Below are 25,464 nucleotides of genomic sequence, written 5' to 3'. Positions count from 1 at the left end.
CGGCCAGCGGTGCTACCTCCCGTCGGCAGGCACGTCCCATCCGAACAGGTCCAGCGCCTTCTGGAATTCGCGGTCCAGCGGTGCGCGCGCATCCACCCTCCCGCCATCCGGATGTGGAAAACGCAGCCGCTCGGCGTGCAGCAGCATGCGATGCACGCCCTGCATGCGGAAGATGCGGTTATGCCGTCCGTCGCCGTGGCTGGTATCGCCGATCATATGGTGCGACAGATGTTTCAGATGGCGGCGGATCTGCCGGAAGCGACCGGTCTGCGGCTGGCAGCGCAGCAGCGCATAACGCGAAGTAGTGAATCCACCACTGGGAACGGCCAGTTCGCCGGTCGCCAGGCGCTGGAAATCGGTGATCGCCGGCTTCTTCACCGGCTTGCCCGGCCCGCCGTCCAGGTCATGCTCTACCCGCCACGCCTCCTCGGCCGGCCAGCCGCGGCAGACCGTCAGGTAGTCCTTCATCACCTCGCCGCCCATCAACGACTTCCCCAGCGTACTGGCGGTATCGCGGTCGAAGGCCAGCAGCAGGCAACCACTGGTTGCCCGGTCGAGCCGGTGGACCAGGAAGATCGGCCTGCCAAGTTGTTCGCGCAGCCGGTCGGCGAGGAAGTCATCCTCGCCACGGGCCAGCTTGCTGTCGTGGACCATCAGGCCGGCGGGTTTGTCGACCACGGCAAGACGGTCGTCCTGGTGCAGCAGCTGCAGCGGTTCCACCACAGCGGCAACCACCCCCTCGTCGCGGGCCTGTCCATCGGCCACCGATTCGCCCGCCATCACCGCCACCATGCCCGTGCCAACGCGAACGCACCGAGCACTCCGGACAGCCAGCTCCAGGCCGGCGCATCGCCGAGGTACCAGCCCGGCGGTTGCAGCACGTACATCAGCGCGGCAATCGCCAGCAGGCCGACGCCGGTGATTGCGCCGACCGCACGCTTCTGCAGCCGCTGCATGCTCGCATCCAGGGCGGCCAGGTCACGCGAACGCATCGACAGCTCATGGCGTCCTTCCACCTGCTGGCTCAGCCAGGCATGTACCAGCCGCGGCATGTCCGGTGCATGGGTCATGATCTCCGGCACCCGCTTGCCGAGTTCGCGCAGCACCCGGCGCGGGCTGTAGCGCGCGCGCAGGATCTTTGCCAATACCGGCTTGGCCACCGCCCAGATATCGATCTGCGGATCCAGCTGGCGGCCCACGCCCTCGATGTTGAGCAGCGTCTTCTGCAGCAGGATCAGCTGTGGCTGCAGGGTCAGCTGGTAGCGCTGGGCCACGCGGAACAGCTTCAGCAGCACCTCGGCCAACGAAATCTGCGACAACGGGCGGGTGAAGTAGGGTTCGCACACCGAGCGCACGGCAGCTTCCAGCTCGTCGATGCGCACGTGGTCGGGCATCCAGCGTGCCTGCACGTGCAATTCGGCGATGCGCCGGTAATCCCGGTTGAAGATGGCCATGAAATTCTCGGCGAGGTAGTACTGGTCCTCCTGCGAGAGCTGGCCCATGATGCCGAAATCCAGTGCGATGAAGCGCGGATTGGCACGGCGCGCGGGATCCACATCGACCCAGATGTTGCCGGCATGTGCATCGGCATGGAAGAAGTTGTCGCGGAATACCTGGGTGTAGAACACCCGCACGCCCTTGGCAGCCAGTGCGACGCGGTCGATCCCGGCACGATCCAGGGCCTCGATGTCATCCGATGGGATGCCCCATACGCGCTCCAGCGTCAACGCGCGTTCGGCCGTGTGGCTCCAGATGACTTCGGGGACGTACAGGTCATCGGAGTCTTCCCAGAAGCGCCGCAGCACGCTGGCGTTGGCACCTTCGCGCTGCAGGTCCAGTTCCGCCGACAACGTGTTCTCGATTTCGGCGACCACTTCGCGCGGACGGATCTTGTCAGCGCGCGGATGGGTACGCTCGACCAAGGTGGCCAGCGAGTTGAGCAGGGCGATATCGGCAACGATCTGTTTCTCGATGCCCGGGCGCAGTACTTTCACCACCACCTGGCGGCCATCGGCCAGCGTGGCGGCATGCACCTGGGCGATCGAAGCCGAGGCCAGGGGCTCGGTATCGAAGCTGGCGAACGCCTCGCTGACCGGCAGGCCCAGCGCCTGTTCGACAATGCGGCGCGCGGCATCGCCGTCGAAGGGCTGGACCCGGTCCTGCAGCAGGGTCAGCTCGGCGGCCACGTCCGGCGGCACCAGGTCACGGCGGGTAGACAGGATCTGCCCGAACTTGACGAAGATCGGCCCCAGGTCCTGCAAGGCCAGCCGAAGGCGTGCGCCACGCGACTGCACCGCGATATCGGCCGAAGCACGCGGCACGAAAGGCTTGGCCAAGCGCAGCCAGCGCTCCGCCGGGGTGTCCTGCAGCAGGTCGTCCAGGCGGTAGCGCAGGATGATGCGGCCGATGCGGGTGGCCCGCAGCAGCGCCTTCATGCGGCACCCCGCAGACGCTGCAGGCGCGCGGACAGCCGTTCGACATCGTCGCGCAGCACGTCCACGTCGTCATGGAAGGCATCCAGTTCGCCACGCGGCACGACATCGCGCGATTCCTCGGTGACGAACTCAGCCGCGGTGTGGGCCAGGTCCGAAGCGCCACGGCGGGCATGCTGCAGGGCCGCGCGCAGGGTATTGGCCACCTGCACGCCCAGCACTTCGCCGAACACCCGCACGAAGGGCAGCTGCCAGTCCGGGTCGTAACCGGTGGCCAGCTGCTGCAGCCTGCGCGCCAGCTCGGCATCGCCAGCCACGCGGACCCGTCCGGCCTGGCTTCCCTGGCTGCCGCCGCGCGCCTGCGACAGCAACGGCAGTTGCGCCAGCACGCCCGCCAGGCTGCTGTGCACCGCCAGATCGGCTTCACGATGATCCACCGGCCCGACTTCCAGCTGTTCGCCCACGACGCTGATGCGCATGGCCAGGGCAGGCGCCTCCAGGGTGAGGTCGATATGGCGGCCATCCAGCGCAGTCATTGCCTGGCGGGTGTCAGGGTCCAGTGCCAGCGCACGGTTGAGCGCGGCTTGCAGGGCGCGGCCGGCAAGCGGCTTGAGCGATTTGAGCAGGGAGGGAGGCATGCAGCGCATTCTACCGTGGCGGTCCCCGGTTCGAACGTGGCGGTCCCCTGTACCGTGGCAACCCCTTGCATCGTGGCAACCTCTTGTAGCGCCGAGCCATGCTCGGCGAGCGCCAGTGCAACCTGCGCCTGGGTTCCCAACGCCGGGAAAAGCGACGCCGGGCATGGCCCGGCGCTACCGATATCCTGCCCGCGCACGATTCATCCACGCCTCATCCGTCTGGGCGCGCAAGGTCCATGCTATCCAGCGCAACCATCCACCACACAGGACACGACATCCCATGGTCAGGACCCGGGTCGGCATCATCTTCGGCGGCAAATCCTCTGAGCACGAAGTCTCGCTGCAATCAGCGAAGAACATCCTCGATGCGCTGGACCGCAAGCGCTTCGAGCCGGTTCTGGTCGGCATCGACAAACAGGGCCAGTGGCACCTGAGCCAACCGGAGACGTTCCTCGTGCACGCAGACGACCCGAAGCGGATCGCCCTCCACTGTTCCGGCACAGCGCTGTCGGTGCGGCCGGGCGCGGAGGACGCCCAGTTGCAAGCGGTCGACGCAGGTACGGCACTGGGACAGATCGACGTGGTGCTGCCCATCGTGCACGGTCCGCTCGGCGAAGACGGTTCATTGCAGGGTCTGTTGCGCATGGCCAACCTTCCGTTCGTAGGCTCCGGCGTACTCGGCTCCGCCGCCGCGATGGACAAGGATGTGGCCAAGCGGCTGCTGCGTGATGCTGGCCTGCAGGTGGCGCCGTCCATATGCATCCGCCGCCACGAATCCGCAGGCGTCGACTTCGATGCGCTCGTGGCCACGCTGGGCCTGCCACTCTTCGTCAAACCGGCCAACCAAGGTTCGTCGGTGGGCGTCAGCAAGGCCAGCGATGCAGCGCAGTTCGCGGACGCGTTGGCCTTGGCGCTGGAGTATGACCACAAGGTGTTGGTGGAATCGGCCATTGAGGGCCGGGAAATCGAGTGCGCGGTTCTCGGCAACGAGATACCGCAGGCCAGCGTGTGCGGCGAGGTGGTGGTACATGATGAATTCTATGCCTACGACACCAAGTACATCGACAGCGAGGGCGCTGACGTGGTGGTCCCCGCTGCAATTGATGGCGATGTGCAAGCGCGTATCCAGCAGGTCGCTCTGCGTGCCTATCAAGCCTTGGAATGCTCGGGGATGGCACGAGTGGATGTGTTTCTCACCCCGGCAGGCGGCATCGTGGTCAATGAGGTCAATACGCTTCCGGGGTTCACCCGGATCAGCATGTATCCCAAGCTCTGGAACGCCAGTGGAGTCACCTATCCGGCGCTGATCTCAAGGTTGATCGAACTGGCGCTGGAACGCCATCAACAGGACCGCGCGTTGCGCACGGCGGTGGAGTAGCGCAGGCCTGGCGGAGATGCCAGACGGCAGGGCCGGACCTCGGCCGACCCTGCTCAAGCGACGCCGGGCATGGCCCGGCGCTACCCTTCATCGGCGTGGACGTCAGCCGCGCTTGCGGAACATCGAGATCACCGCCAGCACCAGGAACACCACGAACAGGATCCAGGCGATGTTGGTGGCAGCACCGGCGATGCCTGAGAAGCCGAGTACTGCGGCGATGATGGCGATGACGAAAAAGACGATGGCGTAATGCAGCATGGGCGGTCCTCGCGGTTGCGTGCCGGTTTGGCGTTGGGATCATCCTCCCGCGCCACCGGTGTTCATCCGGTGATGGAAAACTCGCCGCGTGATGAAGCCTTCAGCCGGATGAGCCCTTCGTCAATGCCCACCTGCGATACGTAACCGAAATCACGGCGCGCCGGTTCCATGCTGTACCAGTGCGGGGTGCACAGCTGCTCGGCAAGGAAACGGGTCAATGGCGGTTCGCCCGGCAGGCGCAACAGCGGCCACATGCGTTCACAGATCGCCCCGATGCGGTACGCCGTGCGGAAGCTCAACGTCTTCTGCACCGGGGGGGCGCCCACCGCCTCCAGCAGCTTGTTGAGCAGCTCGCGCATTGGCAGCGGCTCGCCGTTGGAAATGAAGTACGCCTTGCCGGCGCAGGCCGCGCCCGGCGCCAGTGCATCCAGCGCGAGGAAGTGCGCCAGCGCGGCATTGTCGATGTAGGTGGTGTCCACCTTGTTGCTGCCGTCGCCGACCAGGCGCAGGCGTCCGCTACGGGCCCGCTGGGCCAGCCGTGGCACCAGTTGCTGATCACCCGGGCCCCAGATCAACCGCGGCCGCAGCGCGACGGTCGCCAGTGTCGCGTCGTTGGCGGCCAGCACGCGCTGTTCGGCGATGGCCTTGGTGGCGGCATACGGTGCCTGCAGGTCGTCGCCGTAAGGCACCTGGTCGGCAGCGAGCCCCTCCACGGGGTGGGTGGCGCGATGGGTCACGCTGGGCGTGGAGGTATAGACCAGTTTCGGTACGCGCTGCGCCCGGCATGCGGCGATGACATTGTCGGTGCCCACCACATTGGCCTGGTGGTAACTCTCGTAACTGCCCCATGCGCCGGCCTTGGCTGCGTTGTGCAGCACCGCGTCCATGCCGGCAACCGCATGCAGCACGGCCTGCGCATCGGCCAGGTCACCCTGGATCTGGCCCACGCCCATCGCCTGCAGTTCCGGATAAAGGCCACGGTTGAAGCTGAGCACCTGATGGCCACGCTCGGCCAGTCCCGCACACAGTGCCTGGCCGAGGAAGCCGCCACCGCCGGTAACGAGGATTTTCATGGGCTCTTCTCCAGCATCGCGCCTGCCCAGGCGGCAAGTTTCTCGCGTCCGATCTTGGCATTGTGGCGGATATCCACCGGGAAGCGCGGGTGCACCAGGAAATGTTCCAGGCCTGCGTCCGGCAGGCGGGCCGCGGCCTTGGCTCGCAGTGCCTGCTGCAGCGCCACCGAGGCGGAATGGCCGGCCGCCAGCTCGATGCACAGCACAGGGACCTGCGCGCCGGCGGGACCGACACCGACCAGCGCGCTGCGCGCCACCCCGGGCACCGTGTTGAACACCGGTTCGAGCTGCTCGGTGTATAGCGGTCCCTGCGCGGTTTCCACGCGCTGGGTCTTGCGCCCGCAGAACCAAAGGCGGCCCTCTGCATCGAAATAGCCAACGTCGCCCATGCGGTGCACGACGCGCTGGCTGCCATCGGCCAGTACCTCGCCGATCTTGGCCGCGGCAGTGGCCTGCGGGCGATTGAAGTAGCTGTCGGTGGCGGTCGGCCCGGCCACGGTGATCTCGCCGACCTCGCCCACCGGCAGTTCGCGCACCTGCGACCAGTCCGGCAGCGGGGCATCGTCGATGGCGATGATGCGTACCTGGTTGGGTGCCACCACCTGGCCGACACAGGTGCCTGCACCGGTTTCGGTGGCGGCACGGGTGGCCTCCAGTTCACGGCCCTCGATGACCGCTACCGGCAGGCACTCGGTGGCACCGTAGGGGGTCCAGAACTGGGCATCCCCGGGCAACAGGCGGCGGATCCTGGCCACCACGTCCGGCGGCACCGGCGCGCCGGCGGAGGTCACCCGCTTCACCCCTGGCAATGGCTGGCCATGATCGGCGAGTACGCGCATCAGGGCCGGCGAACCGAACAACTGGGTCACGCCGTGGCGTTTGATGGCGTCGTGCAGGCGGCGTGGATCGGCGCTGGCCGGGCGCGTCGGGTCCATGTCGGGGATGACCGAGGTCAGCCCCAGCGCCGGGTCGAACAGCGCAAACGGCGGGAAGGTGGGCAGGTCCACGCCGCCGGGCTGCATGCCGAACGCTTCGCGCAGCAGATCCACCTGGCCGATGAAGTGGCGATGGCGGTAGACCACGCCCTTGGGCACGCCGGTGGAGCCGCTGGTGAACAGGATCGCCGCCACGTCTTCGCCATCGGTATCGGCCAGCATCGGGGGCGAGCCGGCGCCTGCACGCTCCAGCGCAGCCAGCGTGGTGCCGCCCCAGCCCAGCTTCCGCCCCACGGTGACCAGGATCTTCGCCGATGGTGACCAGCGCAGCGCCAACCGTGCCACATGGGCCAGCGTGATGCCGATGAAGGCTGCCGGCTGCGCCTCGTCCAGGCACTGCTTCAGTGCACGCTTGTCGATGCCCGGGTCGACCAGCACCGGCACCGCGCCGAGCTTGAACAGCGCGAACATCAGCAGGAAGAACTCCGGCGACGGCCGCACCATCACCACCGTACGTACCCCGCGGCCGATGCCGTAGGCGGCCAGGCCCGCCGCCATCGCATCGCTGCGGGCGTCCAGTTCCCGGTAATCCAGTGTCACGTCATAGGCCGCCATGCCATTGCCGGGTCCGCGGCGGCCAGGACAGCGGATCGCGATCTGGTCCGGGCGTTCACGTGCCAATTCAGGCAGCCGGAAGGCGATATTGCAGGATCGGTTCATCCGTTCATTGTCGCCGCTTCGGAAATTTCTTGCGCGCCGGCCCACATCGTGGAAAATCCGCACTCTCTTTCGATGACGCGATGGCCGCCCGGGGCGGCTTGCCCATGCAACATCCCTGCATGACCTGCGGCGCCTGCTGCACCCAGTACCGCGTTGCCTTCCACTGGATGGAATCGGACGAGGTCACCCCCGGCGGCGTGCCGCACCAGCTGACCGAGGTGCTGGACCCACACCGCCTGTGCATGCGCGGCACCCATTCCAAGCCGGTGCGCTGCGTCGCGCTGGATGCACAGATCGGCGTCTATTCGCGCTGCACCATCCACCCCAACCGGCCCAGCGTGTGCCGCGAGGTGGATGCTTCGTGGGAGTACGGCAAGGCCAGCGCGCAGTGCGACAAAGCGCGTATCGCCTATGGGCTGGACCCGCTGACGCTGGCCGACTGGCGCTGGCGCGACGCGGCCGGCAACGACGACGACCACCCCGACGACAACGGCAACAGCCCATCGCCACAGGCGCCGATCGCCGCCTGAGCGAACCCGTTGTACGGCGAACGCCACAGGCCCCGATCCCCGCCTGGGCAGTGGACCGACCACGGGCCGGTACCCGCCGCAATGCATCGACTGGAGAGCCCCCTTGTTGTTCAAGGGGGCGCGCCAACGGCGCGGGGATAAGGTGGAATGCGTGGGCGAACCCGTTGTACGGCGAACGCCACAGGCTCCGATCCGCGCCTGGGCAGTGGACCGGCCACGGGCCGGTACCCGCCGCAATGCATCGACTGGAGAGCCCCCTTGTTGTTCAAGGGGGCGCGCCAACGGCGCGGGGATAAGGTGGAATGCGTGGGCGAACCCGTTGTACGGCGAACGCCACACGCTCCGATCCCCGCCTGGGCAGTGGACCGACCACGGGCCGGCACCGGCCGCAATGCGTCGACTGGAGAGCCCGCTTGTTGTTCAAGGGGGCGTGCCAACGGCGCGGGGATAAGGTGGAATGCGTGGGCGAACCCGTTGTACGGCGAACGCCACACGCTCCGATCCCCATCTGGGCAGTGGACCGACCACCGCCGGTACCCGCCGCAATGCATCGACTGGAGAGCCCCCTTGTTGTTCAAGGGGGCGCGCCAACGGCGCGGGGATAAGGTGGAATGCGTGGGCGAACCCGTTGTACGGCGAACGCCTTACAACGGGTTCGCATCCAGGAACGCGCGGATCTCCGGCACCAGCACTTCATGCTTGTCTTCCAGCACGTAATGGCCGGCATCCTCGAACGCGTGCACTTCGGCCTGCGGCAACGCCGCCTGGAACCCCGCCAGGAAGTGATGGTCGAACACGAAATCGCGCAGGCCCCAGCCGATGAAGGCGGGCCGGTCCGCATAGGACGGCAGCACCTGGCCCGAGCGTTCCAGCAACGGCCAGGCCTTGTCGGCGGGCGACAGCGGGATGTCCTGCATGAAACGGATGGTGCTGATGCGGTTGGCCCAGTTGTCATACGGGGCGACATAGGCACGGCGCACATCGGCGGGCATCTTCCGCTCCACGCCCAGCCGGGAGGCGCCGCCGGAGAACGCGTTGAAGGTGCGGATGATCCACTCGCCGATCTTCCAGTGCCGGCCCAGCGCGATCTGCCACGGCATCTTCTTCGCTGCCGGCATCGGGAACGCGGCCGTGTTCAACACCACCAGCCGCTTGACCTGTTCGTGGTGGGACAGCGCCCAGCCGAAGCCGATCATGCCGCCCCAATCGTGCACGGCCAGGGTAACCGGGCCGGTGATGCCCAGGTGGCGCAGCAATGCATCCAGATCGTCCACGCGCGATTGCAGGGTGTAGTCGTACTGCGCGTCATCGGGCTTGTCGGACAGACCCATGCCGATATGGTCCGGCACGATGCAGCGGTAGCGATCGGACAGCCCGGCCACCAGCGTGCGCCAGTAATAGCTCCACGACGGATTGCCGTGGACCATCACCACGACCTCGCCATCGCGCGGACCCTCGTCGATGTAGTTCATCGACAGGCCGGGACGCACGTCGAAACGGTGGGTTGTATCCGGATAGCCGGGAAGGTCGCGCATGCGTGGCACCTGTAGAAAGGGCCGGTACTACCGGCCCCTGGGGATCCTTGTGAAGAATCGCTGCTGTCCGTTGCAGGCCAGCAGGGATTTTTACCAGACCACCTCGGCCATCGAGCAGTTCAGGCCCGAGCCGATGCCGAGCAGCGCGATGCGGTCGCCCTTCTTCAGCTTGCCCAGCTGCTTCAGCTTGCTCAGTACGATCGGCACCGAGGCTGGACCGATGTTGCCGTGTTCGCCAAAGATGGTCATCACCTTCTTCGGGTCGATGCCGAAGTTCTTGATGAAGGCGGCAGTGTGCGGCTGGCTGACCTGGTGGATGACGAACTGGTCCAGTTCTTCCACCGCCCAGCCCAGCGCGATCTTGGCGGCCGCGAAGGTCTTCTGTGCCAGCTTGATGCCTTCGATCAGCAACTGCCGGGTGTCGGTGACCATGCGGTCCAGGTTGCCCAGGCACAGCTGGTTCCACTCGGTGGCCGAACGGGTGACGCCGCCCTTGTAGCGCGGGGCATCCGGCACCAGCTCCGAACGGGCCATCACCATCGCCGCGGCACCGGAACCGGTGGTCAGCGCCGCCAGCTCGTTGCGGAAGTCATCGGCGGTCACGTCCGGGGCCGTCATGCGCTCCAGGGTCTTTTCGTAGACCAGGTTCGCGGTCTCGCCATCGACCACCAGGGCATATTCCAGCTCACCCCGCTCGATCATCCTGGCGGCGATGTCCATGCCGTTGATGAAAGCCAGGCAGGCGTTGGCCACGTCGAAGGTCACGCACTCTTCGCCAACGCCCAGGTTGCCCGACACGATGCTGGCCGTGGACGGTTCCAGGTAATCGCGGCTGACCGAGGTATTGATCACCAGGCCCACGCGGTCGGGGCCGATACCGGCGTCCTCCAGGGCCTTGCGGGCCGCCATGGTGGCCGCATCCGATGCCAGCGTGCCCGCATCCCACAGGCGGCGTGCATGGATACCGGCAATGTCGCCCAGCACATCGGTACGGATACCGAGGCGATCCAGGGTCGGCTGCAGGCGTTCGTTGATTTCCTTGGTCGTTAGCGTGTGGGGCGCGTCGACATGCGCCAGGCCGGCGATCGAGACATTCTTGAAGAGCATCGAAGTAGCGCCAGACTCAGGCAAAAGGGGGCGTCATTCTATAACCCCCGCGTCTTCACCGCACCTTTACGGATTCAGCTTCCGCCGTATGGTGGGTTTCAGCGTGGTGGGCACTGGAAGGCAGCGAAGCGCTGGCTGCCATCGGCGGGCGGCGCAGAGGCCTGCACGGCGTTGGCACTGGCGCTGGGCGCCTCGTTGCGGGCCAGGGTTTCCAGCTCTTCCTGCACCCGCAGCGGGTTGCGGTTGTAGAAGCCCACCTTGTTCTTCACCGTCACCACGATCTCGCCCTTGGACTGGCAGCCGGCCGGCACGGCCCCGGCAGCCAGCACCCGCACGGTCTTGCCCGCAGGCTCGATCGGCACCCAGGTGCAGGCGGTGGTGGCGAGCAGCAGGGTGGAAAGCATCAACAGGCGCATGGACAGGTACCGGAAGGGTTTGCAGGGATTGTGCCTGAACAGGCTGAACCGCAGATAGTGGCGCACGCCATGGTAGCGCCGAGCCATGCTCGGCGAGCGCAGTGGCATGCCGCCGAGCATGGTTCAGGGCGACCAGAGCATTCCGCCGAGCATGGCTCGGCGCTACCAGAGCGGGCGACAGCCGGCCCGCGCAAAAACGGAAGGGCCGCGGATTTCGCCGCGGCCCTCCGCCCTGCGCGATGCCGGTCACCCTTACTTGGTGATGTCCACGCCGCGGGTTTCCTTCAGGAACAGGCCACCCACCACCACCGTCATCAACGCGATGATGATCGGGTACCACAGCCCGTAGTAGAGGTTGCCGGTACCGGCCACCAAGGCGAACGAGATCGCCGGCAGGAAGCCACCGAACCAGCCGTTGCCGATGTGGTACGGCAGCGACATCGAGGTGTAGCGGATGCGGGTCGGGAACAGCTCGACCAGGTAGGCCGCGATCGGGCCGTACACCATGGTCACGTACAGCACCAGGATCCACAGCATGAAGATCGTGCCGGGGATGTTGATGCGTGCATTGTCCGCCTTGGCCGGGTAACCCGCCGTGGTCAGCGCGCCCTTCAGATCGGCACCAAAGGCGTCGCCCTTGGCCTTCAGGTCTTCGTTGGTCAACCCGGCAGCTTCATACGAGGCCACCTGGACATCGCCCACGCTCACCAGCGCCACGGAACCGGCGGCGGCAGGCTGCACGTCATACGGAACACCAGCCTTGGTCAGTGCCGCGGTAGCCACGTCGCAGGAACTGGTGAACTTGCGCAGGCCTACCGGATCGAACTGGAACGAACAGGTGCTCGGATCGGCGATGACCAGTGCCGGCGAATTGCTGCGCGCCTCTTCGATGGCCGGGTTGGCGAAGTGGGTCAGGCCCTTGAACACTGGGATGTAGGTCACCGCGGCCAGCAGGCAGCCGGCCAGGATGATCCCCTTGCGGCCGATACGGTCGGACAGCCAGCCGAAGAAGATGAAGAACGGCGTGCCCAAGGCCAGCGCAGCGGCAATCAGCAGGTAGGAGGTAGTGGCATCGACCTTCAACATGCTGCTCAGGAAGAACAGCGCGTAGAACTGGCCGCCGTACCACACCACGGCCTGGCCGGCCGCCGCACCCAGCAGCACCAGCAGCATCAGCTTCAGGTTGCCGTCCTTGAGGCTGTCGCGGAACGGCGTCTTGGAGCCCTTGCCTTCGGCCTTCATCTGCTGGAACAGTGGCGACTCGCTCAGCTGCAGGCGGATCCACACCGAAATGCCCAGCAGAACGATCGAGACCAGGAATGGAATACGCCAGCCCCAGGCTTCAAAGGCTTCGTTGCCCAGGAAGTAGCGGCAGGCGAGGATGATCAGCAGCGACATGAACAAGCCCAGCGTCGCGGTGCACTGGATGAAGCTGGTGTACAGGCCACGCTTGTTGACCGGCGCATGCTCGGCCACGTACGTTGCCGCGCCGCCATACTCGCCTCCCATCGCCAGGCCCTGTGCCAGGCGCAGGATGATCAGGATCACCGGAGCGGCGAAACCGATCGATGCATAGTTGGGCAACACGCCGACCAGGAAGGTCGAGATGCCCATGATCAGGATCGTGACCAGGAAGGTGTACTTGCGGCCGATGCGGTCGCCAAGGCTGCCGAAGAACGCCGCGCCGAACGGGCGCACGAAGAAGCCGGCGGCAAAGGCCAGCAGGGCGAAGATCATGCCCGTGGTTTCATTGACCCCGCTGAAGAACTGCTTGGCGATGATGGCGGCGAGCGAGCCATACAGGAAAAAGTCGTACCACTCGAAGACAGTACCCAGGCTGGACGCGAAGATGACCTTCTTGTGTCCCTGGGTAAGTTCGGCTTTTGCAGGTGCGGGTATTGTGGACATGGGACGCTTCCCCTCCGAAGCATGTATTTGGTTGCCGGGGCATGCCCGGCGATCGAAACCGCAAAGGCGACGACGGCCGCAGTGGCCGTCGCCGTCAAATCATCAGAAGCTGTACTTGGTGGTGAACTGCAGGCGGCTGATGTCGCCCTTGCGGCCATCCTCGATCTCGCGCACGCCGTACATCAGCTCGGCGCCGACATCGACCTTCGGCATCGGGGTGTAGAACACGTTGCCACGGATGCTCTGCACGCTCTTGGTGACCAGCGGGCCCAGGCTGCCGTCGTTGTCATAGTCACTGCGTGCGTAGATCAGGTTGGTACGCAGTTTCGGGGTGAAGGCGTGGCGCCAGCCCACGTATCCGGCCAGCACGCCGGTGGTCGACAGTTCGTCGCGGGCCGCATCGTAGGCAGTATCGGCAGTGATGCCCAGACCGATATAGCGGGCGATGCCCTCACCTCCGGTCAGCTGGTAATGCAGGCTGTCGTTTTCGGCCATCACCCATTTGCCGCCCAAGGTCAGGCCGCCGGCGATCTTGTCGGCGTCGGCACCGGTGGCCTGGTTGTCCACCTTCAGCTGGCGCAGCAGGCCACCGACCCCGAAGGTACCCCAGTCGCCTTTCCAGCCGTAACGCAGGGTCAGGTCAGGCAGGCTGCCGCGGTCGGAGTTGGCACTGGCATTGGTCCAGGCACCGGTGACCGGATCGCGTACGCCGCTCAGCGTGGTGGTCTCTGGATTTTCCAGCGCGACGCTGAAGCCGCCGTTGGTGTAGCGGATCTGCGCCTGGCGTACGAAGATCACGCCGTCGGTCGGGCCGACGAAGTCCACGGCCTCCGGCAGCGAGCCGGCGTCCATGAAGTTCGACCAGGTCTGACCGGCCATCCAGTTGTTCCAGTACATGTACGCATGGCGCAGGGTCACGCCGTAGGTATTGGTCGCGGTCTGGTTGCCGAGTGAATTACCGAAGAAATCCATCTCGAAGAACGCGCCGGCCTTGTCGCCGGATTCGCTCACGTTGTCGATGCCCAGGTTGAAGCGCGAGAACTTGGCATGGGCGTTGTAATCCACGTCCGAGCGCTCGCCGCTGCCGCCGGCACCGGCTACCGGAGTCTGGCCCGGCAGGTACAGCGCGCGACCGGTGGCGTCGTCGGCCAACTGGCCATCGCCGGTCTGGGTGGCCAGGAAGTCGGCCTTGATGAAGCCACCGATCTTCACCGTGGTGCCCGGCGTAGCGCCCGGGGTAAGGGTGGTGACCTGGATCGGCTGCTTGCCTGCCGGCACCGCCGGCTTCTGCTCGGCCTGCACCGTCCTCACCTCGGTGACGGCCTGCTCGGTCTGGCTGAGCTGGACCTGTTGCTGTTGCTGTGACGACAGCAACAGCTGGACCTGTCGTTCAAGCTCGACGACCCGTGCTTCCAGGGCCTTTTCTTTCGCGGTCTGCGCGAACGCCATGCCTGGCGCGACCAGCGCGATCAACATGCAGGCCGCCAAGGGCTTGCGCAGCGTCTTCAACGTACGTTGGCTCATGTTGCCCTCTCTCCCAAGTGGCAAATCGAAAGCCGCGCGTGGGGCACGGTCGAGGCCGAGCGTGCGTCGGACTGTCCGGTCCCGCTATTGGCCATTAGTCGATAGCCACCCCGGTTTCGACCATGGTCTAACTGCCGTGGTGTCGCGGCCGGGGGCGGATGGGGCAAACTGGGTGGCAACGGTCGGTCTGCATGCTGCGACCGCACATACAAGTCAACGTGCAAGTGAGGGTGCCATGGCTGATCTTTATCCCGTCGATCCGCAGTTCGCCGACAAGGCGCTGATCAACAAGACCACGTACCAGCAGCAGTACCAGGCGTCGATAGACGATCCGGATGCGTTCTGGGCCAACGCCGCGCAACGCCTGGACTGGTTCAGGCCGCCGACGAAAATCAAGAACGTCAACTTCGACCTGGCCGACTTCCATATCAAATGGTTCGAAGATGGCGAGCTCAATGCCAGCGTGAACTGCCTGGATCGGCAGTTGGCCACGCGGGGTGGAAAGACCGCGCTGCTGTTCGAGGCAGACAGCCCGGACGCGCCGGCCCAGCACGTGACCTATCGCGAGCTGTACGAACGCACCTGCCGCCTGGGCAATGCGCTGCGCAACCTGGGCGTCAAGAAGGGCGACCGGGTCACCATCTACCTGCCGATGATCGTCGACGCAGCCGTGGCCATGCTGGCCTGCGCGCGCATCGGCGCCATCCACTCGGTGGTGTTCGGTGGTTTCGCCCCGAACTCGATCGCCGACCGGGTCAGCGACTGCGCCAGCAAGCTGATCATCACCGCCGACGAAGGCCTGCGCGGTGGCAAGAAGATCCCGCTCAAGGCCAATGTCGATGCGGCGCTGAAGCTGCCCGGCACGAACACCGTGGAAACCGTGCTGGTGGTGCGCCATACCGGTGGCGCGGTGGACATGCAGGCTCCGCGTGACCGCTGGTTCCACGATGTGGTGGACAGCCAGCCGACGCAGTGCGAGCCCGAGCGCATGAATGCCGAGGACCCGTTGTTCATCCTCTATACCTCCGGTTCCACCGGCAAGCCGAAGGGCGTGCTGCATACCACCGGCGGCTACCTGCTGTACGCGGCCTATACCCATGAGGCCGTGTTCGACCTGCGCGAGGACGACATCTACTGGTGCACCGCCGACGTGGGCTGGGTCACCGGCCACAGCTACATCGTCTACGGCCCGCTGGCCAACGGCGCCACCTCGCTGATGTTCGAAGGCGTACCGAATTTCCCCAGCACCTCGCGTTTCTGGGAAGTCATCGACAAGCACAAGGTCAGCATCTTCTACACCGCACCGACCGCCATCCGCGCGCTGATGCGCGAAGGCGAGGAGCCGGTAAAGAAGACCTCGCGTGCCTCGCTGCGCCTGCTTGGCAGCGTCGGCGAGCCGATCAATCCCGAGGCCTGGCGCTGGTATTACGAAGTGGTCGGCGACAGCCGCTGCCCGATCGTGGATACCTGGTGGCAGACCGAGACCGGCGGCATCCTTATTTCACCCCTGCCTGGTGCGGTCGACCTGAAACCAGGGTCGGCCACCCTGCCCTTCTTCGGCGTGCAGCCGGCGCTGGTCAACCCGGATGGCGAAATCAAGGACGGCGCCACCGAAGGCAACCTGATCATCCGCGACTCGTGGCCGGGCCAGATGCGCACCGTCTACGGCGACCACCAACGCTTCATCGATACCTACTTCCGCACCTATCCGGGCAGCTATTTCACCGGGGACGGCTGCCGCCGTGACGAGGATGGCTATTACTGGATCACTGGCCGCGTCGACGACGTGATCAATGTGTCCGGGCATCGCATCGGCACCGCAGAAGTGGAAAGCGCGCTGGTATCCCATCCCAAGGTGGCCGAAGCCGCCGTGGTCGGATTCCCGCACGACGTGAAGGGCCAAGGCATCTATGCCTATGTCACGCTGATCGCCGGCGAAGTGTCCAGCGACGAACTGCACAAGGAGCTGGTGGCATGGGTGCGCAAGGAGATCGGGCCGATCGCCACGCCCGACCACCTGCAGTGGGCACCGGGACTGCCGAAGACCCGCTCGGGCAAGATCATGCGCCGTATCCTGCGCAAGATCGCCGAGAACGCTCCAGACCAGCTGGGCGATACGTCCACCCTGGCCGATCCTTCCGTGGTGGCTTCGCTGGTCGACGAGCGAAAGGTCAAGTGATCGGATGATGCCGACCGGGAGGAGGGCCCGGTCGGCGCACATTGACGTCATGCGGTCGGATCCTTTTCATCAGAATGGGTCCCTGGCCCCATCTTCTCCAACATCGATTCCGTAAGCTGACCCCATGCCCACCCTCCTGATTGCCGATGACCATCCTCTGTTCCGCGAAGCCCTCCGCGGTGCAGTGCAGCGGGTCATTCCCGGCGTGCAGCTGTTCGAGGCCGACAGCGTGGAAGCGCTGTACCAGCTGGCCGACCAGCACACCGACGCCGACCTGGTCCTGATGGATCTCAACATGCCCGGTGCGCAGGGTTTCAACGCGCTGGTGCACATGCGTGCGCTGCACCCGCAGCTGCCCGTGGTGGTGGTGTCCGCGCGCGAGGAACCCACGGTGATGCGCCGCGCGCTCGACCATGGCGCGTTCGGTTTCATCCCCAAGTCAGCCGATTCGGACACCATCGGCCACGCCCTGGAAACCATCCTGGACGGCGAGACCTGGGCACCACCGGAGGCACACAACGTGCCGCCGACCGGACGCGAGGAACGCGAGGTTGGACAGCGCCTGCGTGAACTCACTCCGCAGCAGTTCCGGGTATTGCAGATGCTCGGCGCCGGCCGTCTCAACAAGCAGATCGCCTACGATCTCAACGTCTCCGAAGCGACGATCAAGGCACATGTGACAGCGATCCTGCGCAAGCTGGGTGTCACCAACCGCACGCAGGCCGTGCTGATGGCCGGCAAGCTGGCCATCGACGACGAACAGATCGTGTTGCCGCCGGAAGAAGACTGACCACGGCGAGCGGGCGACCGTGGGTCCTGATGGGTGACGACCATCGGACGTCACGCTCCTCGCAGATCCGCCGGGCCTGGTCCGGCGCTACCCGCGAAGGCTATATCGCTGTTGGCGATATAGCCTTCGCTATACAAACCAGCCTTGCCTGCGCAATTGCCTGCTGACGCCCCCCACGGCGAACGCGGTGCTAAGCTTCGCGTCCCCTTGGGGAGTAGCCTGTTTCCTGCTGAAAGGAAACGCCCGTATCAACATGCTCGGCCAGTGCGCCGTGGTGCGGGCAACCATGATGGTTGGCGAGACCAGCGGTCCGCGTGCGCAACGACAGGTTGGGCGCGAACGTGGGCCGTGTGTCCGTCCTCGCCCGACCTGCACTGCCTGCAATGTCCCCTGTTTCCATACTCCTGATCGGCTTTGCCATGTCCACCGATGCCTTCGCCGCAGCGATCGGCAAAGGCGCTGCGATGCGCAAGCCCCTGTTCCGCGATGCGCTTCGCGCAGGCCTGATCTTCGGTGCCATCGAGGCGATCACGCCGATCATCGGCTGGCTGCTGGGTCGTGCCGCCCTGCAATACGTGGAAGCCTACGATCACTGGATCGCCTTCGGCCTGCTGCTTGCGCTCGGCATCCACATGATGGTCAACGGCCTGCGCACCGATGACCCGCAGGAGGACGAAGATCCCTCGCGCCACCATGGTTTCTGGCGGCTGGCCATCACCGGATTCGCCACCAGCATCGATGCGATGGCCGTTGGCATCGGCCTGGCGTTCCTGGACGTGCACATCGGCGTAGTCGCCGTGGTGATCGGCCTGTGCACGCTGACCATGGTGACGGCGGGCATCATGCTCGGTCGCGCACTGGGCAACCTGGTCGGCAAGCGCGCGGAGATCATCGGTGGCGTGATCCTGATGGCCATCGGCGCGACGATCCTGTACGAGCACCTCAGCGGCGCGGCCTGAAGAAACACTCAGCCCTTCCACCAGCGGATGGTGCCGTTGCCGGTATGGTAATTGCCGATTCCTGCCAGCCTGATGCCGGCGGCCCGGGGACGGTACAGCAGGCGCCACACGTTGCGTCCCCTGCGGCCCGCGATGCGGATGTCGATGGCACGGTAATCCAGCCACTGCAGGTCATGGCCCTTGTCGCGTCCCTGCTGCAGGTCGCTTTCGATCCGCGCTACATCCCTGGACGTCGGGCTGTCCGCACCCAGCAGCTCCAGTTGTTGGCGCAGCAGCAGGCTGCGCTCCACTTGCCGCGACGTGGCGGGCCTGGTGCGCCGCTGCGCCACCACCATGGGGACGCCATCGGCAGCCGGCGCTGCGGACGGGCGACGGCGCGTGACCGGGACCAATGGTTCGGCGGATGTCATGTAATCCGGCTGGATCTCCGGGCCGGCCGCCGGGGGAAAGGATCGCCTGCGTACCGCGGGCGCGCGGAGTGCCTTCAGCCGTCCCCACATGAAGGGTCGGCCTTGCCTGCGTATCGCGGTTCCCGGTGTCTGGCCGTCCTCCAGGTCTGCCGCGATCTCCATGCGTTGCCCCGGCGTTGCCGCTGTCAGGTAGTAGCATCCGCCAACTACGGGTCGACCGCCATCACAGGACGAGCTGCCATCGTGCGTCTCACTGGTGTCCAGGTCATCGACACGGAAGTCCCGACGCAGGATCAGCAACGGGTCGCCCTCAAGGCAGTGCTGCTGCATGAACGCCCGGATACGGTCTACTGCATTGTCCGTGCAGCGCAGGCCATGGCGGGCGCAGAAATCACGGAAATCATCTCCGACCTGGTCCATGGCCTGCAGGATGTCCAGGTACAACGACTCCACCATGTCGCAATCCTCATACGCCACCTGCATACGGCGAAGCGTGCCGATATTGTCCGGATACCGCGCAAAAAAGGCCCAGCGTTGTTCGTGGAGGATAGCCTCGCGGCGCAGTTCGGCCACCATGCGCGATGCCAACAGGCCGGCCGTGGCTCCCCATAGCGCGCCGACGTCGAGGTGCTCGTCCCATCCCATGAGGTGCATGGCCCCTGCACCGGTGAGTGCGCCTGACAGCAGCGAAGCCGGAACCGTGGATGCCTCGCAGGACGCGTTGGCGACTTGGCGCAATGCGCGACCGGCGGCACGGGAGAGCGTGCGCGCGGCCCACGCGCATGCCCCTGCAGGCACCCGCATGTCGGGGCAGCGCGTCCACCAGGCCATCGGAGAATGCGTGGCTGGAAAATTCTGCATGCGACGATATCCATGAGGTCAGGGACGCACTGGATAACCGGCGCATGTAGTTCCCGCTACCAGGAACCCTGCGTTTCACCCTGGCCCACCGGACTCATCACCCCTTCAACGTCGAATATGCCGCAAGGAACGCACGCAGCGATGCCGGCTTGATCGGCTTGGTCAGCAACCGGTAGCCACGATCGCGTGCCATCTGCTTCAGCTCGTCACGACCATCGGCAGTCAGCAATGCCCCCGGCAGGTCCTGGCCGGCGGCCTCGCGCAGGGCTACCAGCGTATCCAGCCCATCCAGGCGATCATGCAGGTGGTAATCCACCAGCATCACATGCGGACGCTCGGCCAGCTTCTCCAGCGCCTGGTCCACCGTGCTGGCGGTTATCACCTGTACCTGCCAGCGCCCCAGCAACGCGCGCATGCCATCCAGGATCTCTTCGTCATTGTCCACGCACAGCACGCGCAGCCCGTCCAGGGAATCAGTGCGCGCCGGCGTGCCCTGGGCGGCCTCCGCATAGCCGGGTGTCGCCGGGACCCGCGGCAGGATGATCGAGAACATCGAACCGCTTCCCACCCGGCTGCGTGCGCTGAGGCGATGATCAAGCAGCCGGGAGATGCGCTGGCAGATCGACAAGCCCAGGCCCAGGCCCTGCTCGCCCCAGTCGAACGGCTGCTGGTAGCGGTGGAACTCGTCGAAGATCTGCTGCATATGGTGTTCGGGGATGCCCGGGCCGGTATCCCATACCTGCAGTTCCACTTCCCCCCCGCGCAGCCGCACCGCCAGCACGATGCGTCCCTGGCGGGTGTAGCGCAGCGCATTGGCAAGGAAGTTCTGCAGCACGCGGCGCAACAGGCGGCGATCACTGCGCACCCAGGCCGGCCGCGCGAACAGGTCCAGGCGCAGGCCGCGACCGGCGGCGACCGGTGAGTACTGTGCAGCCAGTTCGCGCATCAGCGCGCTGGCATCGAATTCACCGATGACCGGGTGCAGGCCACCCGCCTCCAGCCGCGACACATCCAGCAGGCCGTCCAGCAGTTCTTCGGCCGCACGCAACGACGCATCCACGCGTTCGGCCAGGTAGCGCTGCTCTTCGTTGTTGTGCTGGCTGTCACGCAGCGCCGAGGCGAACAGGCGCGCGGCGTTCAGCGGTTGCAGCACGTCGTGGCTGATCGCCGCCAGGAACCGGGTCTTGGACTGCTGCGCCGCCTCGGCCACGTTGGAGCGCTCGGCCACCCGCTGTTCCAGCGTTTCGTTGGCCTCCAGCAGTGCATTTTCGGCGCGCTTGTAGTCGGTGATGTCGTTGTAGCTGGTCACGTAGCCGCCGCCGGGCAATGCCTGGCCGCGCATCTCGATCACCTTGCCATCACTGCGGGTACGTTCGAATACATGCGGCGAGCCAGCGCGCATGTAGCCGATGCGCCGGTTGATCTGCAGCTCGATGTCGCCCTCGCCGAGCTCCCCGCGTTCGGCGTTGTAGCGGATCAGGTCGGCCACCGGCCGACCCACGTACAGCATGCCATCGGGATAGCCGAACATGTCCTGGTAGCGTCGGTTCCACGCGGTCAACCGCATCTCGGGGTCGACCACGCTGACACCGGCGCTGATGTTCTCCAGCGTCGTGGACAGTATCTCGCGGTTGAAGCGCAGCTCCTGCCCTGCCTCGTCCAGTACCGCCACCACTTCGCCCAGGTCCATGCCCGAACCGCGCAGCAGGCTGGTCAGCAGCAGGCGGGCCGATGCCGCGCCGATCGATGCAGCCAGCAGGCGTTCGGTGAACTGCACCCATGGCCGGTCGGCCGCAGCCGAGGGCTGCAGTTCGCGGCCCAACGACTGCGCCTGTTCGAAGAACGACCGACGGGCATGCCGCTCGCCAACAACGCGCGAGGCCAGCGCCAGCAGGTCGCCCACGTGCACGTGGCCTGGCCAACCGCCGGCTACCGAAGGCCGCTGCGCATACGGATCCAGGAACGGAGCGGCGCGCAGGCGCTCGTCCACGCTGGGACGCCAGCGCGCGGAAACCAGCATCATCGCCGCCGTATTGACCAGCAACGACCAGAACGTGCCATGGGTCAGCGGGTCCCAGCCACTCATGCCGAACAGCTGCTGTGGCCGCAGCCATGCAACGCCGAAGGGACCATCGACCACCCACCCGGCGTCCAGCCATCCGGCCATGGTCAGCGCCGGCAGCAGCAGGGTATAGATCCACGTGGCGAAGCCGAGCACGATGCCGGCCTCCACGCCGCGCCGGCTGGCACCCCGCCAGTACAGGCCTCCGATCAGGCCGGGGGCGAACTGCGCCACCGCGGCGAAAGCCATCAGGCCATAGGATGCCAGCGTGCTGTCGTCGCCACTGCTGCGGTAATAACTGTAGGCCATCAAGGCCAGCAGCAGGATCGCCAGGCGGCGGATCCACAGCACCCGCGAGGCCACGTCGGCCGCTTCCTGGTGGTCGCCGCTGCGCCTCAGCAGCACTGGCATCACCAGGTCGTTGCTGACCATGGTGGCCAACGCGATGGACGACACGATGACCATGCCGGTGGCTGCCGAGAACCCACCGACATAGGCGATCAGGGCCAATGCGTTGCGGCCCTCGTGCAGCGGCAGTGCCAGCACCATGGCATCGTCGGCCACCGCACCGCCGGTGCCGAACAGGGTGACCCCGGCAGTGGCGATGGGAATCACCATCGCCGATATCACCACCAGATAACCACCGAACATCCAGCGCGCGCGGCGCACATCACGCACGTCGCCGCACTCCACCACCGCCACATGGAACTGGCGAGGCAGGCAGACGATCGCCAGGAAGCTCAGCAGCGTCTGCGAAATGAAGCCCACCGGTGGCAGCGTGGTGAACAGGGTGTGCGCCGACTGCACCACCGCATCGGTGCGGTCGCTCAACCAGGCGTAGGCGAAAACGCCCACCGCCACCATGGCGACCAGCTTGATCACCGACTCCAACGCGATGGCCAGCATCATGCCGTGGTGATGCTCGGTGGCGTCCACCTGGCGCGTACCGAACAGCGTGGCGAACAAAGCCATCAGCAAGGCGACGTACAACGCCGGATCGCTGAAATAGCCGGTTGGTCCATTGTTGCCGGTCAGCACCTGCAGGCTCATCGCCACGGCTTTGTACTGCAATGCCAGGTAGGGCACGATGCCGACCAGGGCGATGAAGGCGACCAGGGCAGCCAGTCGCCGCGAGCGACCGAAGCGCGAAGAGATGAAGTCGGCGATGGACACCACGTTCTGGCTTCGCGCGATCAGCGCCAGGCGCTCGATGATGCGCCAGCCGAACACCATCATCAGCAGCGGGCCGATATAGATCGGCAGGTAGCCCACGCCACTGCGCACGGCCGTGCCCACCGCACCGTAGAACGTCCATGACGAGCAGTACACCGCCAGCGCCAGGCTGTAGACCACCGGCCGCAGCCAGGGACGATCCGGATACATCGGCCGGCGGTCGCCCCACCAGGCCACGCCGAACAGCAGCGCGGCGTAGGCAACCGATACCAGCAGCAGGATCCAGCTTGAGACCACGAGGCCGTTTTCCTAGGGCAGGAGTGCCGACAGTGTAGAGGGTTCCATCGCCATCGATCCGCTTCCGCCGTGGCGGGCGACCACCCTCGGTCGCCACCGGCCAGGGCGGCATGGCGCCCAGGCTACTCGGCCGGAACGCCCATTTCCTCCAGCAGCGCCGGCGCCGGATACACCTTCGCCAGCAGCCAGCGCAGGTAGCGCATGTCCACGTGCACGGCACGCTTGTAGCGCGGGTCGAACCACCAGCTGGCACTGACGGACTCCCAGTTGCTGTCGAAGTTCAGGCCGATCAGTTCGCCCTTGGCGTTGAGCACTGGCGAGCCCGAGTTGCCGCCGGTGGTGTCCAGGTTGGTCAGGAAGTTGACGGTCTGGGTCTTCAACACGGGGTCGGCGGTGGTGCCGAAGTCGCCCTTGGCAATCGCTTCCAGCAGCGGCTTGGGCGCATCGAACGGATAGGCATTGGTGTTCTTCTCGACGATGCCCGCCACCGTGGTCACCGGGTCGAAGTTCACTGCATCACGCGGATGCAGTGCTTCGACCTTGCCGTAGCTGATGCGCAGGGTGCGGTTGGCATCCGGGTACACGGCACGGCCCTGCTTGGCGCGCCATGCAAACAGTGCCTGCATGTAGGCCGGGCGCAGGCGCAGCTGTTCGCCTTCACGGGCCTTGCTTTCACCTTCCATGCGCAACTGGGCGGCAACCAGCGGTCCGGCCAGTGCGATCAGCGGGTCGGCAGCCAGCGCCTTTCCAGTGCGTGCGGCGTTGAAACGGGACAGGCGTTCACTCTCATCGCCCAGCCGGGTGCCGGCGTAGAGCGTGTCCAGCGCGTTGGCCAGGGCCTGGCCGGTGCGCCCGAAGGCGGCGTCGAACTCGGGCACGCGCTGCGCATCCGGCAGCTGCTGGTATCGGGTCAGCAGCCGGGTCAGCAGTGCCTTCTCCACTTGCGGCGCGTAACGGCGCTGGACCTGCTTCAGCACGCCTTCGATCAGCTGCTGGTCGCGCTGCTGGTAGCCGGTTTCGCGCTGCGCATCCGGCTTGGCCGATTCGATGCGCAGGCGCTCCAGCAGCAGCGCCGAGCGCAGCAGCTGGCTCTGGCCGGCCAACTGGTCCAGCAGCAGGGTACGTTCGCCGACCGCTGCGCCCTGCGACAGGTTGCCCAGCAGCGCTTCGATATCAGCCTGGTACTTCGCATCGGCCTGGGCCAGCATCGCCTGTTCGTCGGCGGCACGCTGGACCTTGGCATCGCTGCGCAGCAGGCCTTCCAGTTCACCGGCGGCGCGCTTGCGGTTGTTCTTCAGCGACTGCAGCTGCGAGGCATAGCGGGTATGCGCCTGGGCATCGTTGGCCGTCGCCGCTTCGATGGTGTCGATCATCTGCTGGAACAGCTCGACACGTCGCGGCAGTACGCTGTCGATCTGGCTGGCGAACTCCGCCGCCGTACGGTGGCGGTAGGTGATGCCCGGGTAGCCGGCCAGCATGGCGTAGTCACCGGCCTTCGGTCCGTCGATCGACATGTTCAGATGGGCCGGCGGCTGGTACGGCACGTTGTCGGTGCTGTAGGGGGCCGGCTTGCCGTCCTTGCCGACGTAGGCGCGCAGCAGGGTGAAATCGCCGGTATGACGCGGCCACATGAAGTTGTCGATCTCGTCGCCGTAGTTGCCGATCGCACGCGGCGGCGCATACACCAGGCGCACGTCACTGAGTTCCAACTGTGAAATCCGGTAGAAATCGGTGCCGTAGTACATGTCGGCCACCGAGCAGCGCACGCTGCCGTCGCGCTCGCAGTCCGCGACGATCTGCTTGCTGGCCGCATCCACCGCATCGAAGTACGCGCGGCCGGTCTTGCCCTTGGCCTGCGCCAGCACCTGGTCGGTGACCTTGTCGAATCCCACGGTGACCAGCACGCGGAAATCCGGATTGGATGGACGCTCGTCGGTGCGTCCGTTGGCGATGAAGCCTTCGTTGATCAGGTTGTGCTCGGCCGTGGTGTTGTACTGGATCACACCCATCGCCACGTGGTGGTTGGTCAGCAGCAGGCCGTCGCCGGACACGAACGATGCGGTGCCACCACCGGCACGCACCACCGCACTCAGCGGCGGCGCGGTGACGTTGGCCAGGTCCGTGGGATCGCCCTTGAAGCCAGCCGCCTTGAGCGGCTTGGCCAGCTCCGGCAGCTGGGTCGGCATCCACATGCCTTCATCGGCATGCGCGCCGGCGGCCAGGGTCAGGCCAAGGGCCAGCGCGGTGGGAAGGGATTTACGGACAGGCATGGGCGGTTC

At 66.0% G+C, this 25,464-nt stretch carries 19 protein-coding genes; 5 read left to right on the top strand and 14 right to left on the bottom strand.

What is annotated here, in order from left to right; translation table 11 throughout:
* Positions 1–12: 12 nt before the first annotated feature.
* Genes H4O11_RS09795 through H4O11_RS09785 form a run of 3 tightly spaced genes read right to left on the bottom strand, consistent with a single transcriptional unit; the run spans position 13 to position 3,070 of the window.
* A complete protein-coding gene (locus H4O11_RS09795; RefSeq protein WP_425506033.1) occupies positions 13–792 on the bottom strand; it encodes a pseudouridine synthase in 780 nt (259 codons plus the stop codon).
* Positions 780–2,435 (bottom strand): ubiquinone biosynthesis regulatory protein kinase UbiB, encoded by a 1,656-nt coding sequence (gene ubiB / locus H4O11_RS09790; protein ID WP_182339237.1) that lies wholly within the window; start codon positions 2,433–2,435, stop codon positions 780–782. Before ubiB ends, H4O11_RS09795 begins: the two co-directional genes overlap by 13 nt.
* Positions 2,432–3,070 (bottom strand): ubiquinone biosynthesis accessory factor UbiJ, encoded by a 639-nt coding sequence (locus H4O11_RS09785; RefSeq protein WP_182339236.1) that lies wholly within the window; start codon positions 3,068–3,070, stop codon positions 2,432–2,434. Before H4O11_RS09785 ends, ubiB begins: the two co-directional genes overlap by 4 nt.
* A gap of 280 nt (positions 3,071–3,350) precedes the next feature.
* On the opposite strand from H4O11_RS09785, the gene ddlA reads away from it, so the two are divergent.
* Positions 3,351–4,448, top strand: coding sequence for a D-alanine--D-alanine ligase (gene ddlA, locus H4O11_RS09780; protein ID WP_182339235.1), 1,098 nt, complete (start codon positions 3,351–3,353; stop codon positions 4,446–4,448).
* A gap of 102 nt (positions 4,449–4,550) precedes the next feature.
* Here the strand turns inward: ddlA and H4O11_RS09775 are convergent, their stop codons facing one another.
* The 3 genes from H4O11_RS09775 to oleC form a co-directional block, all read right to left on the bottom strand.
* Positions 4,551–4,706 (bottom strand): DUF1328 domain-containing protein, encoded by a 156-nt coding sequence (locus H4O11_RS09775; protein WP_182339234.1) that lies wholly within the window; start codon positions 4,704–4,706, stop codon positions 4,551–4,553.
* A gap of 62 nt (positions 4,707–4,768) precedes the next feature.
* Positions 4,769–5,779, bottom strand: a complete 1,011-nt coding sequence (gene oleD / locus H4O11_RS09770) for a 2-alkyl-3-oxoalkanoate reductase (protein WP_182339233.1) — start codon at positions 5,777–5,779, stop codon at positions 4,769–4,771.
* The gene (oleC, locus tag H4O11_RS09765) at positions 5,776–7,434 is read right to left on the bottom strand and encodes an olefin beta-lactone synthetase (protein ID WP_182339232.1); all 1,659 of its coding nucleotides are present in this window, start codon (positions 7,432–7,434) and stop codon (positions 5,776–5,778) included. Before oleC ends, oleD begins: the two co-directional genes overlap by 4 nt.
* A gap of 104 nt (positions 7,435–7,538) precedes the next feature.
* Between oleC and H4O11_RS09760 the strand changes: the two genes are divergently transcribed.
* Complete coding sequence (locus H4O11_RS09760; RefSeq protein ID WP_182339231.1) at positions 7,539–7,964, top strand: YkgJ family cysteine cluster protein; 426 nt, start codon at positions 7,539–7,541, stop codon at positions 7,962–7,964.
* A 644-nt stretch (positions 7,965–8,608) separates the two neighbouring features.
* On the opposite strand, the gene H4O11_RS09755 is transcribed toward H4O11_RS09760, so the two are convergent.
* The 5 genes from H4O11_RS09755 to H4O11_RS09735 form a co-directional block, all read right to left on the bottom strand.
* Positions 8,609–9,499 carry an alpha/beta fold hydrolase gene (locus tag H4O11_RS09755; protein WP_182339230.1) on the bottom strand — a complete coding sequence of 297 codons (891 nt, stop codon included), beginning with the start codon at positions 9,497–9,499 and terminating at the stop codon, positions 8,609–8,611.
* Between the two features lie 90 nt (positions 9,500–9,589).
* Positions 9,590–10,606: a 3-oxoacyl-ACP synthase III gene (locus tag H4O11_RS09750; RefSeq protein WP_182339229.1), complete on the bottom strand. Its 1,017-nt coding sequence runs from the start codon at positions 10,604–10,606 to the stop codon at positions 9,590–9,592.
* 98 nt (positions 10,607–10,704) lie between these two features.
* Complete coding sequence (locus H4O11_RS09745) at positions 10,705–11,022, bottom strand: DUF4156 domain-containing protein (RefSeq protein WP_182339228.1); 318 nt, start codon at positions 11,020–11,022, stop codon at positions 10,705–10,707.
* A gap of 252 nt (positions 11,023–11,274) precedes the next feature.
* Entirely contained in the window at positions 11,275–12,930 is a 1,656-nt protein-coding gene (locus H4O11_RS09740) for an MFS transporter (protein ID WP_182339227.1), read from the bottom strand.
* A 102-nt stretch (positions 12,931–13,032) separates the two neighbouring features.
* Positions 13,033–14,454, bottom strand: coding sequence for a DcaP family trimeric outer membrane transporter (locus tag H4O11_RS09735; RefSeq protein ID WP_182339226.1), 1,422 nt, complete (start codon positions 14,452–14,454; stop codon positions 13,033–13,035).
* Positions 14,455–14,689: 235 nt separating this feature from the next.
* Here H4O11_RS09735 and acs point away from each other — a divergent pair, with 235 nt between their 5' ends.
* The 3 genes from acs (at position 14,690) to mntP (ending at position 18,382) form a co-directional block, all read left to right on the top strand.
* Positions 14,690–16,633 (top strand): acetate--CoA ligase, encoded by a 1,944-nt coding sequence (gene acs / locus H4O11_RS09730; protein WP_182339225.1) that lies wholly within the window; start codon positions 14,690–14,692, stop codon positions 16,631–16,633.
* 124 nt (positions 16,634–16,757) lie between these two features.
* Positions 16,758–17,423 carry a response regulator transcription factor gene (locus H4O11_RS09725; RefSeq protein ID WP_182339224.1) on the top strand — a complete coding sequence of 222 codons (666 nt, stop codon included), beginning with the start codon at positions 16,758–16,760 and terminating at the stop codon, positions 17,421–17,423.
* A gap of 383 nt (positions 17,424–17,806) precedes the next feature.
* Positions 17,807–18,382: a manganese efflux pump MntP gene (gene mntP, locus H4O11_RS09720; RefSeq protein WP_182339223.1), complete on the top strand. Its 576-nt coding sequence runs from the start codon at positions 17,807–17,809 to the stop codon at positions 18,380–18,382.
* A gap of 8 nt (positions 18,383–18,390) precedes the next feature.
* Here mntP and H4O11_RS09715 read toward each other — a convergent pair whose 3' ends face one another.
* The 3 genes from H4O11_RS09715 to H4O11_RS09705 form a co-directional block, all read right to left on the bottom strand.
* A complete protein-coding gene (locus H4O11_RS09715; RefSeq protein WP_182339222.1) occupies positions 18,391–19,446 on the bottom strand; it encodes a hypothetical protein in 1,056 nt (351 codons plus the stop codon).
* Between the two features lie 304 nt (positions 19,447–19,750).
* Positions 19,751–23,185 carry a NahK/ErcS family hybrid sensor histidine kinase/response regulator gene (locus H4O11_RS09710; protein ID WP_182339221.1) on the bottom strand — a complete coding sequence of 1,145 codons (3,435 nt, stop codon included), beginning with the start codon at positions 23,183–23,185 and terminating at the stop codon, positions 19,751–19,753.
* 122 nt (positions 23,186–23,307) lie between these two features.
* The gene (locus tag H4O11_RS09705) at positions 23,308–25,455 is read right to left on the bottom strand and encodes a S46 family peptidase (protein ID WP_182339220.1); all 2,148 of its coding nucleotides are present in this window, start codon (positions 25,453–25,455) and stop codon (positions 23,308–23,310) included.
* Positions 25,456–25,464: the final 9 nt, after the last annotated feature.

Source organism: Stenotrophomonas tumulicola (genome assembly GCF_014117215.1).
Classification (GTDB): Bacteria; Pseudomonadota; Gammaproteobacteria; order Xanthomonadales; family Xanthomonadaceae; genus Stenotrophomonas; species Stenotrophomonas tumulicola.
The sequence above is the reverse complement of the archived record's forward strand: the minus strand, read 5'-3'. Positions and strand labels throughout refer to the sequence as shown.